Below are 12,160 nucleotides of genomic sequence, written 5' to 3' on the forward strand. Positions count from 1 at the left end.
AGCCGATGTCCGGGCCGGGGTCGGGGCGGGTCGGCGGGTAGCATCGAACGGTGGCACGGCGGGAAGAGGAATCGAAGGACGGTCGCAGCTACGGCGGGCTGTCGCGGGAACAACGGGTGGCGCAGCGGCAGACTCGTTTGATCGATGCCGCCCTCGAGTTATTCGGAACCCAGGGTTACGCGGCCACGTCCATCGAGCGTCTGTGCGCGGTCGCGAATGTGTCCACGCGCAGTTTCTACGAAGATATGGGCAGCCGTGAGGCTTTGCTCATCGCGCTGGTCAACCGGACGACCTCGCACGCGGTCGAACGGGCTTTGGAAGCGCTGGCGAAAACCGAGAACGACCCGCTGTCGACCCGGGTGGTCGAGAGCTTCCGCGCCTATCTCTCGGTGACCTGTGCCGATCATCGGTCGGCCCGGGTCTGCTATGTCGAAGTGGTCGGCGTGAGCCAAAAGGTCGAGGAGTGGCGGAGGGAGCAACGGCGCCTGCTTTCCGCTTTGATCATCAGCGAGGCGGAACGCGGAGTCGAGCGCGGCGAGGCCAAGCCGCGCCGGTTCGACCTTTTCGCGCTCGCGGTCATCGGCGCGGTGAACTCGCTCGCCCAGGAATTGGTGCAGAGCACGCTGCCCGATTCGGTGCTCAGCGTGGACGAAATCTGCGAGGAGATCGCGTATTTCGTAAACTCCGGACTCGCCCTCACCTGAGGTGAAATTGGCGCAACCAAATGGCAGGCGCACTTACGCGACACATCTGAAAAGACGTATTGCCGAATATCTGGAAATCTCCTACAGTCGAGTCGGCTCCCTTATTCGGGGGAGTCGACGATTCTCTGGACGGAGCGTTCATGTCCTCCATCGGAAGTGCCGTCCGCGTGGTGGTAGTGGCCGGCGTTCTCGCCGTTTGCGCGGCGCTGCCGACGGCCGCACCGTGCGCGCTCGCGGATTCGGCGCCGACCGCCGAGTTGCCGAAGGCCGATGCGCGCACCGGATTGCCCGCGGGGTGGAATCCGGGGCCCGAGCGCTACGGCGTCGGTGAGCGGAAGAATGTCGAACTGCCGATGGCGGACGGCGTGGTGCTGCGGGCGGACGTGCGGTATCCGACCGACGCGTCCGGCGGGCCCGCACCCGGCCCGTTCCCGATCATGTTGACTCAGACGGCATATGGCAAGGACAGTGCGGGCTTTGTGCGGCTGCTGTCCTACGAGGGGCTCGGGCCGCTGTTGCACGACGCGCTGCCCAGCGTCATCGACGTGGCAAGGCAGATCGGCGACGCGGCGGGTTACGGCGACTACTTCGTCAAGCGCGGCTATATCAGCGTGATCGTGGATATTCGCGGCACCGGCTCGTCGGGTGGGCAGTGGAGCATTCTGCAACCGCAGGAGCGGGAGGACTCCAAGCGGGTAATCCATTGGGCCGCAGGGCTACCCGACTCGACCGGGGAGATCGGCCTGTGGGGGCTGTCGTATCTCGGGATGAGCGAGCTCTTCACCGCCGGTGTGCTGGAACCGGATTCGCCGGTGAAGGCGCTGTTTCCGCTGATGCCCGGTAACCACGCGTTCCAGGACCTGCTGGATCACGACGGGTTCTACAACACCGCGTTCCTGGCCTCCATGCTGCAATTCCCGATCACCCTGCTGCCGCAGATCGACCCGATCCTCGGGTTGTACCGGGAGCCGGACAAGCTGGCGAGTGTCTTCGTCGACCACCTGATCTCGCACTTCCGGTCGGACGGCACCTGGCACTCGGTGTTCAACGCGCTGCTCGACGGCGACAAGGCGTACAACGGCCCGTACTGGGAGTCGCGGGCGATCGACAATGTGGTGGAACGGATTGCCGCGAACGACATTCCGACCTACCTGGTGAGTGGTCAATACGACCTGCTCCAGGACGGGACGCCGCGCACGTTCGCCGGATTGCAGAACGCCTACGCCGGGCGCGCGCACAACGGACCGATGCCGTCGGACGCGTCATCCAGCGGTCGCTTCCAAATGCTCACCGGCCCTTGGTTCCACGTACAGCCGGGCGAGCAGCGCAACACCGATATCGATATGCACTCCATCCAGCTCGCCTGGTTCGACCGGTGGTTGAAGAACGATCGCAACGGGATCGACGAGACGAAGACGCCGCTGCACGCCATCGACGTCGACGGCAACGTGCTCGAGAGTGCTACCTACCCGATGCGAGAAACACCCACGCAGAACATGTATCTGGCGGCGGAGGGCAGGTTGACGCCGGATCGTCCAGTGGCGCAAACAGGTTCGGACCGGGTGACCTTCGGCCCGGTCAACGGCGGCACCGTCTGCAATGCGTCGTTCTCCCGGAACTTCTCCGGTGTCTACGAACTGCTCACCACGATGGCGGGTATCGATGATCCCTGTGCGCAGTTTCCCGCGCACCCGGATGTGCCTGGGCTACTGGACAATCCGCAGTACACGACCGAACCGTTCACCGAACCGACGGTGCTCGGCGGTCCGATCGGCGCCACCCTGTTCGCCGTCTCGAACACGCCCGCCTCGGCGTTCAGCGTGACCGTGCAGGACATCGCGCCCGACGGCACGGCGCTCGCGCTGACCGACGGCCAGCTGGCGGGCAACTTCCGCGCGCTGGACGAGGATCGGACGTGGCGCGCCCCGGACGGCAGCGTGCTCGGTGCGTTCCATCCCGGTACGCGAGAGTCGATGCTGCCGGTGGTTCCCGGCCGGGTGACCGAGTACAACGTCAAGATCCGCCCCGCCTTCCACGTCTTCCGGCCTGGGCACCGTTTGCAGATCACCATCGGCTCCGGCGACGCGCCCACCCACATCCTCAACCCGAAGGACTATCCGGCGCTGCTCGGCGGCGTCTACGACATTCAGCGCACCGAGGGCGCGGCCTCGTTCCTCACCGTGCCGCTGGCCGGCGCCGCCGCGATGCACCGCTGAGCCGGCGGCGCTTGGCATTGCCGCACCGGAATCTCTACGGTCGGCAGCGTGCCTATGGTCAGATTGTGCGCGTGCCTAGAAAAACAGCAGGTCGGGTTCGGGGCGGTGTGAGATGACCGGACCGACCGACCGCCCGCAGCGGTGGAACCGGCTGCTCGAACTGCTCGCCGAATCCGGACGGCTGTCCGTGGAGGAGGCCGCCGAGCGACTCGGCGTGTCCTCGGCCACGGTTCGCCGCGACTTCACCGCGCTGGCCGAACAGCAGCTGGCGACCAGGACCCACGGCGGTGTCGTGGCGACCTCCGTCGCCTACGACCTGCCCGCGCGGTACCGGCAGACCGGCGGCGAGGCGAAGCAGCGGATCGCGGAACACGCTGCGTCCCTGGTGGATCCGCACAAGGTCATCGCGATGAACGGCGGCACGACCACCACCGCCGTGGCGCGCGCCCTGGCCGGCCGCACCGACCTCGGCATGACCGGCGACGAGCAGCTGACCCTCGTCACCAACGCGCTCAATATCGCGGGCGAAATGGTCCTGCGCCCGCACATGCGCACCGTCGTGCTGGGCGGCGTGGCCCGGCGCGAATCCTACGAACTGCACGGCCCGCTGGCCGAGCGCGCGCTCGCCGAACTCCGCCTCGACGAGCTGATCCTCGGCGTCAACGCCATCTCCGCCGAGGGCGGCGCCCAATGCCGCCACATCGACGAGGCCGGCGTCACCACCGAAATGGTCCGCCGCTCCCGTCACGTCATGGTCGTCGCCACCGCCGACAAACTCGAACGCACCGCACTGGCCCGAATCTGCACCATCGAACAGGTCCAGGTCCTGGTCACCGACGCCGACGCCGACCCATCCGCAGTAGCCGCCATCCGCGCCACCGGCGTCCGAGTCGACGTCGTGTGAACGTTGCCCCGTCCTGTTTGAAGGTGGCTGGGGTGGGCATGTTCGAGTGCATGACGACTGAACCCCGTACAGAGCGGTCCGATGACACCGAGGTGGATCGGGAGGGCGTTGATCAGCCGGATGCGACGGAGGATGCTGCGGCGACGACGGAGGATCAGGCGGCGGACATGGATTATGAGGGGGATACGCCCAACTAGGGATTCTGTTCGCTCGGCACCGATTGATCGATGAGACTTGCTCTTTCGCGCCGCCACGCGTAGTTCCGCTCGATCGCGGGGCCGTCGATGATGCAGCCCGGTAGGCCTTGGCCGGCCTACCGGGCTGTGCTGTGTCCGGGGCAGGGGGGTGGGTGATGGTCACCCATTGACCGGGTCATCGTGTCTCACTACTCTGAGTGGGACAGCACGTCCCATGTGAGTGTGTAAGGCAAGGTGAGCCTGCTATGGCCGAGGTCGAGCCCGTTGCTTCCGTCGTCGATTCGACACTGCATCCACCGCGGTGGGCACCGACGTTCATCCGCTGGCACGGCACGCCGGTGACCTGGTGGGAGTCGGTGAAACTGTCGATCGGGATCCTGCCGCGGGTGCGCGATCACACGGCGCTGGACTATGTGACGAACTTTCCGGGGCAGGATGACGTGATCGTCGCCAGGGTGCCGTTCGCGAAGTTCGTCATCGTGCGGAGTCCGGAGTTGGCCCGGCATGTGCTGGTGACCAATCAGAACAACTACACGAAGAGCCCGGATTACGACATGCTCGCGGTGGCGTTCGGCCGCGGGCTGGTCACCGATCTGAACGATGAACTGTGGCAGCGCAATCGGCGACTGGTGCAGCCGATCTTCGCCAAGCGCAACGTGGATGGGTTCGCGCCGGTGATGGTCGAGGCGGCACGGGACGCGGTCGCGCGGATCCGGGAGCTGTCGGCGGGGGACGGCATCGTCGACGTCAATGCCGAAATGAACCGGCTCACTTTGGATGTCACGTCGCGGACCATGTTCGGCACCGACATCACCGGCCCGATGTCGGAGGTGGTGCTGTATCGACTGCTGCGCTTCTTCGGCCGCGGCTTCATGACGAACCTCAGCCATCCGCTGCACCACTTCGCGACCTGGCTGCACAAGCATGGACGTCACCGCGCCGATGCCGGGAATTCGCGGCTGCCGATGCGGATCATGCGGGCCGCGGGCTGGGTGATCGAGCCGCGCAGCATGCGCGACCTGCGCCACGCCGAGCGCGTGGTCGACGGCCTGATCGCCGATCACCGCGCGGGCCGGATCACCCGCAAGGACAACCTGCTCGCCGCCCTGATCGACGCGTCCGACCCGGAAACCGGCTACAAATACACCGATCAGGAGATCCACGACGAGCTGATGACGTTCATCGGCGCGGGCATGGAGACCACCGCGACCGCCCTGACCTGGGTCTGGCAGCTGCTCGCCGAACATCCGGAGGCCCGCGACCGCCTGCGCGACGAGGTGACCTCGGTGCTCGGCGCGCGCCCGGCCACCGCCGCCGACCTCGACCGGCTGCCGTGGACCCAGGCCGTGGTCGCCGAGACGATGCGCGTGCTGCCGCCGGTGGTCGGCCTGGCCCGAACGGCGAAGGCCGAGGACGCGCTGGGCGGTTACCGGATCAAGCCCGGGACCACGGTGATCACGCTGATCCACGGATCGCACCACAACCAGCGGGTGTGGGAGCGCCCGGACGAGTTCGATCCGAGCCGCTACCTGCCGGAAAACATTGCCCGCGAACACAAGCGAGCCACCATGCCGTTCGGGGCGGGCAAAAGAATGTGTGTCGCTTCGGGATTCGCGAACATGGAGGCCGCGCTCGTGGTCGCGACCTTCGCCCAGCAGCTGCAATTCGACGCGGTGTCGGATCAGCGCGTGCGCCGCCAGATCTCGTTCACCGGCGGCCCGGACGGCCCGCTGCCCATGCGCCCCCGGTTCCTGCCGGAACTGGAGCGCGCGGACACCGCCGTATAGTCGGATCCGTGAAACCGCCCGCCCACATGCGTACCCATCGCAGGCGCTCGGGCGGTCATCGGTGGGACGAACACAACTCGACCCGGCAGGCGCAGATCCTCGAGGCCGCCGTCGCGCTGATCGAGGAGAACGGTCCCGCGGCCGAGATATCGATCCAGCAGATCGCCGAGCGCGCCGGCCTGGCCCGCTCGGTGGTCTACCGGCAGTTCGACAACCGCGAAGACCTGGACGCCCGGGTGCGCGAGCACATCATGGATCACTACGTGTCCGAGGTGGAGACGCTGCTCGTGCTCGACCCGGCCAAGACCGCGGAGGAGGTGTTCCACGACGTGATCCGCCGGGTGGTGAGCTGGGCCGCGGCGCACCCCAATCTCTACCAGTTCGCGCAGAACGGCCCTGGGCACTCGTCGGGGGAGACCAGCCTCACCATCGGCAGGCACCGGGTCGCCGAGACGCTGTGGCAACAGTTCTCGTCGTGGACCGGCATGCTCGCCATCGATGTCGAACCGTACCGTCCGCTGGCCTACGGGCTGGTCGGCATGGTGGAGGGCATCGTGACCCAGTACCTGAGTACGCCCGCCGGGGCCGAGCGTCCGGACCAGGAAACCATCGCCCGCATGCTCACGGCCTCCGCCTGGCACCTGTTCGCCGGTCACGCCGCCGATCTCGGCTACCACTTCGACCGTTCCGCGAATATCGCCGAGGTGCTCGCCAAGCTCTTCGCCGATGCCGCGGCCCAGAAGGACTGAACCGCAAGCGTTTTCGTCCCGAAGCTCAGTGCGCCGAGGCCACCGGCACGGCCGCGGGCAACGCCTCCGCGCGAATATTGCGCATCCAGACCAGGAATCCCCACGCGACGAACCCCGCGTAGACGAAGTACAGCGTCGCCGACGGGTAGTAACCGGCCTGCACCAGCAGCGGGATACCGACGATGTCGACGGCGATCCAGATCAGCCAGAATTCGGCGAGGCCGCGGGCCATCCCGTAGGTCGCCAGTACCGAGCCGGTGAAGATCCAGGCCTCTGCCCACGGCCCATACGACCCGATCAGCGCGAAGAGCTGGGCAAAGGCCGCGGTTCCGGCCAGCATCGCGGCGACGAGCACGAGCCGTTCGCGGTTGCTCGCCCAGCGCGGTTCGACGCCCCGATGTTCGAGGCCGGTCTCGCTGGCATGCCGATGCCAGCTCCACCAGCCGTAGACGCTGACCGCGATGAACATCAGCTGACGCCCGGCCTGCCCCGCCATGTTCAGATGCTGCGGGGTGTTGAACACCCCGCCCACGAAAACGGTGAACAGCAGCGCGTTCCCGGCGATGCCGATCGGCCAGGCCCAGACCCGCCTGCGCATGCCACCGAGCGCGGAGGCGAGGCCGAAACCGTTGCCGATCACCTCGCGCCAGAGGATCTCCGAGCCGGCGATGTGCAGCTTGGCGTCGAGCAGCGCGTAGATCGGGTTCACCTGTGGTGCAACCAGCGCGCGCCCCGATGTCATCCACGAGCGGGAGATCGGCTCGCGACGATCGGAAATCCGGTGTGCGCGCGGGTTCGCGTAACGATTGCGAAATCTGGGGTCGCGATTCGCAATATCTGTGCAACGGGCTGCTTCTAGGGTGACCTTCATGAGCGTGGAAAGCAGTGCCGGGGGGACCGGAATTCACATCAGTGGGTTGACCAAAACCTTCAGGGTGGGGCGGAAGACGGTAGCGGCCCTCGACTCGGTCGATCTGCATACCGAACAGGGCACCTTCCTGTCGCTGCTCGGCCCGTCCGGCTGCGGCAAGTCGACCGTCCTGCGCATCCTGGCCGGGCTGGAGACACCGAGCGCGGGCAAGACGCTCATCGACGGCCAGACGCCCGCCGAGCTGGTCCGCAGGCACGAACTCGGCATCGCGTTCCAGGACTCGGCGCTGCTGCCGTGGCGCACGGTGGAGTCGAACATCAAGCTGCCCTTGCAGGTGGCGGGCCTCACCCCGGACCCGGCGCTGATCGCCGACCTGATCCAGCTGGTCGGGCTGGACGGTTTCGAGAAGGCCAAGCCCGCGCAGCTGTCCGGTGGCATGCGCCAGCGCGTCTCGATCGCGCGGGCGCTGGTGGTCAAGCCGACCGTGCTGCTGCTCGACGAGCCGTTCGGCGCCCTGGACGACATGACCAGGCAGCGGCTCAACCTGGAGCTGCTGCGGATCTGGACGGAGAAGCCCGCGACCACGCTGATGGTCACGCACGGCATCGCCGAGGCGGTGTTCCTCTCCGACGTGGTCGCGGTGATGAGCCCGCGGCCGGGCCGGGTGCTGGAACTGGTGGAGATCGACCTGCCGCGCCCGCGCACCCCGGAGATGATGCGCACCCCCGAGTTCCACAAACTGCACGACTACCTGTCGGAGCTGCTGTTCGGGAAGACCGGCACCGGCGGCGCGCTTGGCACCGATGCGGGTAAGTCGAGCACGGGCGCGGTGCAGGCATGAGCGACGACGGACAACGACCGGCACGCTGCCGATGGCAGGCGAGACCGGGGTGGCAGCGGGTGCGCTCGTACGGGCGGCCCATGCGGTCGGCCGCGCTGTGCGTCCGACGTGGTCAGGGAGGCCGGGGATGAAGCGGATCGGCGGATTGCTCGGCGTCGCCGGGCTGATCGGGGTGTGGTGGCTGCTCGCCGCGCTCGGGGTGGCGGGCGGCACCGTGCCCAGCCCCTGGACGGTCGTGCACACGATGTACACCGACGGGTGGGGGCTCTACGGCCCGAACTTCCGGATCACCGCGCTCGGCGCGTTGAAGGGATTCGTGTGGGGGAACGGGATGGCCATCGCGCTGGCGATCCTCATCATGCTGATTCCGCAGATCGAATCGCTGGCCACCCAGCTGGCGATCCTGAGCTACTGCACGCCGCTGCTCGCGCTCGGGCCGATCATCCTGGTCGTGTTCGGCGGGCGCACCCCGACGGTGTTCCTGGCCGCGATGTACTGCTTCTTCACCACCATGGTCGGCACCGTGACCGGATTGCGGTCGGCGGACCGAACGAGCCTCGATCTGGTGCGGGCCTACGGCGGCGGGCGCTGGCAGCAGCTGTACCGGGTGCAGTTGATCTCGGCGTTGCCGAATACGTTCGCGGCGTTGAAGATCGCCGCCCCGTCGGCCGTGCTCGGGGCGATCATCGGCGAGTACCTCGGCGGTGTCGACAGCGGTATCGGGGTCGCGCTGACCGCCGCGCAGACGGCCTACAACGTGCCCCGCACCTGGGGCATGGCGCTGGCCGCGGCGGCGCTGGCCGGCCTCGGCTACGCGGTCGTCGCGCTGGCCGCCCGCGTGGTCGCCCCGTGGACCACCCAGGAGGCGCGATGACCACGAAAGAGGGAGGTCCGATGCAGGTTGTCCTGCGGATCGGGAAGTTCCTGTTCCCGCTGTTCACCTCGCTGCTGTTGATGCTGGTGATCTGGTACGTCTTCCTCGAGGCGTTTCCACAGGTCGGGCCGCGCGTGGGCAAGTCGCCGGAAGACATCTGGCGCTACCTGGTGACCTCGCGCGGCGCGAGTGCCGCGCGGGCGGTGATCATCGACGACCTGCAGATCACCCTGCGGGACGCGGCGATCGGGTTCGCGCTCGGCATGCTGGCCGCGCTGGTGGTGGCCGCGCTGTTCGTCTCGTTCGCCGCGGTGGAGCAGACCTTCCTGCCGGTGGCGATGCTGCTGCGCTCGGTGCCGCTGGTGGTGCTCGCCCCGATCATCGTGCTGGTGTTCGGTCGCGGGCTGGGCGGGGTGACCGTGCTGGCCGCGATCGTGGTGTTCTTCCCGGCGCTGGTGATGATCATGGCGGGGTTGCGCAACGCGCCCCGGCAGGCGATGGACCTGGTGGCCGCGTACGGCGGGTCCAAATGGACCGGTTTGCGGATGGTCGCGGTGCCGGCGGCGCTGCCCTCGGTGTTCGCCGCTGCCCGGATCTCGGTGCCCGGCGCGCTCATCGGTGCGCTGCTCGGCGAGTGGCTCGGCAGCGGAACGGGGTTGGGCGCCAGCCTGATTCGCGCCATTCCGACGTTCCAGTACAACCAGCTGTGGGCGTCGATCGTCATCGTCACGATCGTCTCGGTGCTGCTCTACGCGGTGGTGGGCGTCATCGAGAATCTGGTGCTGGCCCGCTTCGGCGCCGACGCCGGTAGGTCCTGAATCCCGGTGAAATTCGAGCAAATCACCGCTCGGAACGTCAAAGTAAAGAAAATGAAACGCAATCGACCTAGATTCGGCCCATGACACCCGTGCAAAGCTCCTCGTTCGGGCCTTCACTGAACCGACGGTCTCTGTTTCGTTACTCCGCAATGGCAGGTGCCGCACTCGGCGGTGCGGGCCTGCTCGCCGCGTGCGGCGACAACGCCGCCGACTCCTCGGGTGGCTCCACCGCGGACGGCTCCAAATACGGCACCGTCGCGGTGCAGCTGTCCTGGCTGAAAAACATCGAATTCGCCGGCGAGTACTTCGCGGACAGCAAGGGCTATTTCAAGGAGGCCGGTTTCGGCTCGGTCAACCTCATCGCGGGCGGCGCGGCCAGCACCTCGGTGGAGGCCGGGCTGGACACCGGGAAGATCTGGCTCGGCCTGTCCGCGCCGCAGACCACCGCCAAGGCGGTGCTCGAAGGGCTGCCGGGCAAGATCATCGCCACCACCTACCAGAAGAACCCGTTCGCGATCGTCAGCTCGGCGGCCAAGCCGATCAAGACGCCCGAGGACATGCGCGGCAAGAAGATCGGCGTGCAGGACACCAACCAGCTGATCTTCAAGGCGCTGCTCACCGCCAACGGCCTCAAGCCGAACGACGTCACCATCGTGCCCGCGCAGTTCGATCCGTCCCCGCTGGCCAACGGCGAGGTCGACGGTTGGGTCAGCTACGTGACCAACGAGCCGATCACCTTGACCGCCAAGGGATTCGCGAACACGCACTTCCTGTTCGCCGATTACAACCTGCCGCTGGTCGCCGAGACGCTCACGGTCAAGCAGTCCACCATCGACAAGGAGCGGGAGAAGCTGAAGGCGTTCCTGGTGGCGGAGATCAAGGGCTGGAAGGACGCGGTCGCCAATCCCGCCGAGTCCGCCCGTCTCGCGGTCGAGGTGTACGGCAAGGATCAGAAGCTGGACCTGGCCGAGCAGACGAAAGAGGCAGTGGCGCAGAACGATCTGGTCACCTCCCCGGACGCGACCGCGAACGGGCTGCTGACCATGACCGACAAGCTGATCGAGCAGAACATCGCCGCGTTGCGCGCGGCCGATCTCGATATCAAGGCCGAGGAGTTGTTCGACCTCTCGGTGCTGCGTGAGGTGTACGCCGAGAACCCGGGGCTGAAGGCTTAACTACTCAGTCCGACAACTGTTTTCAGTGGCGACTGGGTGTTGGAGTGATCGAGCGAGTGCCGCCCGGACTGTTCGGTCCTGGCGGCAATCAGCTCGGCGGCGATCGCGATGGCCATCTCGGTGGCGGTGCGGGCGCCGAGATCTAGTCCGGCGGGGGAGTGCAGGCGGGCGAGGGTCGCTTCGGTGAAGCCGCCCGCGCGTAGGTCTTCCATGCGCTGGGTGTGCACGGTGTGCGCGCCCATCGCGCCCAGGTAACCGAGCTCGGGTAGTCGGAGCGCGACGGTGAGCAGCGGGATCTCGAACTTCGGATCGTGTGAGGTGACGACAATGCCGGTGCTGCTGTCGATTTCGCCCGCCGAGGACAGCGTGTTCAGGTAGCGGTGCGGCCAGTCGACGACCACCTCCGCGCCGGGGAACTTCTCCGGTTTGGCGAAGTTCTCCCTGGAGTCGCAGATGGTGACCCGGTAGCCGAGCAGCCGGGCCTGCACGGTCAGTGCGGCGGCAAAAGAGTTGGCGCCGAAGATGATCAGCCGCGGCGGCGGGGCGAACGACGCGACGAACACATCCGAATCCGGCAGCGCGAGCAGCTCGGTGCCGTGCTTCTTGTCGGTGACCAGGTGCTGGCCGATCAGGTCGGCGTCGGAGTTCCACACCACGGTGAACACGGTGATCCGCCGGTGCGCGGCGATCTCCGCGGCGACGAGGGGGAACTCGGGAAAGTGCCTGCGCGAGAACGGTTCGGTGAACACGTCCATCGTGCTGTCCCGGTCGGCGACGGTAGCCGCGCCGTAGCGGTGCAGCGCGCGCCGGCCCGTGCGGGCGGCTTGCAGCACCGCCTCGTAGGCGATCTCCTCCAGCCCGCCGTCGGTCACCGCGCCGTAGACGCCGCCGTCCGGATCGACCAGCATCGCGGAGCCGACCGGTAACGTCGCGGAGCCCATCGTGCGCACGATCGTGGCCAGCCCGCCGGTACGCCCGGAATGCCACACCCGCAATAGGTCATCGATGATGTCCCGCATCTGCT

Annotated in this window: 12 protein-coding genes; 10 read left to right on the plus strand and 2 right to left on the minus strand. The window is 67.3% G+C overall.

Annotated elements, in window-relative coordinates; all coding sequences use genetic code 11:
* The first annotated feature begins 50 nt into the window (after window positions 1-50).
* From ACFQ9K_RS19795 to ACFQ9K_RS19820, 6 genes are all read left to right on the plus strand, one after another.
* Window positions 51-704 (plus strand): TetR/AcrR family transcriptional regulator, encoded by a 654-nt coding sequence (locus tag ACFQ9K_RS19795; RefSeq protein ID WP_378719514.1) that lies wholly within the window; start codon window positions 51-53, stop codon window positions 702-704.
* Window positions 705-844: 140 nt separating this feature from the next.
* The gene (locus ACFQ9K_RS19800) at window positions 845-2,920 is read left to right on the plus strand and encodes a CocE/NonD family hydrolase (RefSeq protein ID WP_378719512.1); all 2,076 of its coding nucleotides are present in this window, start codon (window positions 845-847) and stop codon (window positions 2,918-2,920) included.
* Between the two features lie 112 nt (window positions 2,921-3,032).
* Window positions 3,033-3,824: a DeoR/GlpR family DNA-binding transcription regulator gene (locus ACFQ9K_RS19805; protein ID WP_378719511.1), complete on the plus strand. Its 792-nt coding sequence runs from the start codon at window positions 3,033-3,035 to the stop codon at window positions 3,822-3,824.
* A gap of 32 nt (window positions 3,825-3,856) precedes the next feature.
* A complete protein-coding gene (locus ACFQ9K_RS19810) occupies window positions 3,857-4,021 on the plus strand; it encodes a hypothetical protein (RefSeq protein WP_378719509.1) in 165 nt (54 codons plus the stop codon).
* Window positions 4,022-4,266: 245 nt separating this feature from the next.
* Window positions 4,267-5,808, plus strand: coding sequence for a cytochrome P450 (locus ACFQ9K_RS19815; protein WP_378719507.1), 1,542 nt, complete (start codon window positions 4,267-4,269; stop codon window positions 5,806-5,808).
* Between the two features lie 8 nt (window positions 5,809-5,816).
* A complete protein-coding gene (locus ACFQ9K_RS19820) occupies window positions 5,817-6,557 on the plus strand; it encodes a TetR/AcrR family transcriptional regulator (protein WP_378719505.1) in 741 nt (246 codons plus the stop codon).
* 25 nt (window positions 6,558-6,582) lie between these two features.
* Here the strand turns inward: ACFQ9K_RS19820 and pnuC are convergent, their stop codons facing one another.
* Entirely contained in the window at window positions 6,583-7,266 is a 684-nt protein-coding gene (gene pnuC, locus ACFQ9K_RS19825; RefSeq protein ID WP_378719533.1) for a nicotinamide riboside transporter PnuC, read from the minus strand.
* Window positions 7,267-7,426: 160 nt separating this feature from the next.
* Here pnuC and ACFQ9K_RS19830 point away from each other — a divergent pair, with 160 nt between their 5' ends.
* From ACFQ9K_RS19830 to ACFQ9K_RS19845, 4 genes are all read left to right on the plus strand, one after another.
* Entirely contained in the window at window positions 7,427-8,269 is an 843-nt protein-coding gene (locus ACFQ9K_RS19830; protein ID WP_378719503.1) for an ABC transporter ATP-binding protein, read from the plus strand.
* A gap of 127 nt (window positions 8,270-8,396) precedes the next feature.
* Window positions 8,397-9,143, plus strand: a complete 747-nt coding sequence (locus ACFQ9K_RS19835; protein ID WP_378719501.1) for an ABC transporter permease — start codon at window positions 8,397-8,399, stop codon at window positions 9,141-9,143.
* 20 nt (window positions 9,144-9,163) lie between these two features.
* Window positions 9,164-9,961: an ABC transporter permease gene (locus tag ACFQ9K_RS19840; RefSeq protein ID WP_378719532.1), complete on the plus strand. Its 798-nt coding sequence runs from the start codon at window positions 9,164-9,166 to the stop codon at window positions 9,959-9,961.
* Between the two features lie 80 nt (window positions 9,962-10,041).
* Window positions 10,042-11,136, plus strand: coding sequence for an ABC transporter substrate-binding protein (locus ACFQ9K_RS19845; protein ID WP_378719499.1), 1,095 nt, complete (start codon window positions 10,042-10,044; stop codon window positions 11,134-11,136).
* Here ACFQ9K_RS19845 and ACFQ9K_RS19850 read toward each other — a convergent pair.
* Window positions 11,133-12,155, minus strand: coding sequence for an XdhC family protein (locus tag ACFQ9K_RS19850; protein WP_378719497.1), 1,023 nt, complete (start codon window positions 12,153-12,155; stop codon window positions 11,133-11,135). The two genes, ACFQ9K_RS19845 and ACFQ9K_RS19850, sit on opposite strands and share 4 nt — an antisense overlap.
* Between the last annotated feature and the right edge of the window lie 5 nt (window positions 12,156-12,160).

The sequence above is a fragment of the Nocardia sp. NPDC056564 genome (genome assembly GCF_042793755.1).
Lineage (GTDB): Bacteria > Actinomycetota > Actinomycetes > Mycobacteriales > Mycobacteriaceae > Nocardia.

Bases quoted from the DNA above. Each gene is read 5' to 3' on its own strand.
- ACFQ9K_RS19850 (WP_378719497.1), bottom strand. From the start codon at position 12,155: ATGCGGGACATCATCGATGACCTATTGCGGGTGTGGCATTCCGGGCGT.
- ACFQ9K_RS19835 (WP_378719501.1), top strand. From the start codon at position 8,397: ATGAAGCGGATCGGCGGATTGCTCGGCGTCGCCGGGCTGATCGGGGTG.
- ACFQ9K_RS19840 (WP_378719532.1), top strand. From the start codon at position 9,164: ATGCAGGTTGTCCTGCGGATCGGGAAGTTCCTGTTCCCGCTGTTCACC.
- ACFQ9K_RS19805 (WP_378719511.1), top strand. From the start codon at position 3,033: ATGACCGGACCGACCGACCGCCCGCAGCGGTGGAACCGGCTGCTCGAA.
- ACFQ9K_RS19845 (WP_378719499.1), top strand. From the start codon at position 10,042: ATGACACCCGTGCAAAGCTCCTCGTTCGGGCCTTCACTGAACCGACGG.
- ACFQ9K_RS19830 (WP_378719503.1), top strand. From the start codon at position 7,427: ATGAGCGTGGAAAGCAGTGCCGGGGGGACCGGAATTCACATCAGTGGG.
- ACFQ9K_RS19800 (WP_378719512.1), top strand. From the start codon at position 845: ATGTCCTCCATCGGAAGTGCCGTCCGCGTGGTGGTAGTGGCCGGCGTT.
- ACFQ9K_RS19815 (WP_378719507.1), top strand. From the start codon at position 4,267: ATGGCCGAGGTCGAGCCCGTTGCTTCCGTCGTCGATTCGACACTGCAT.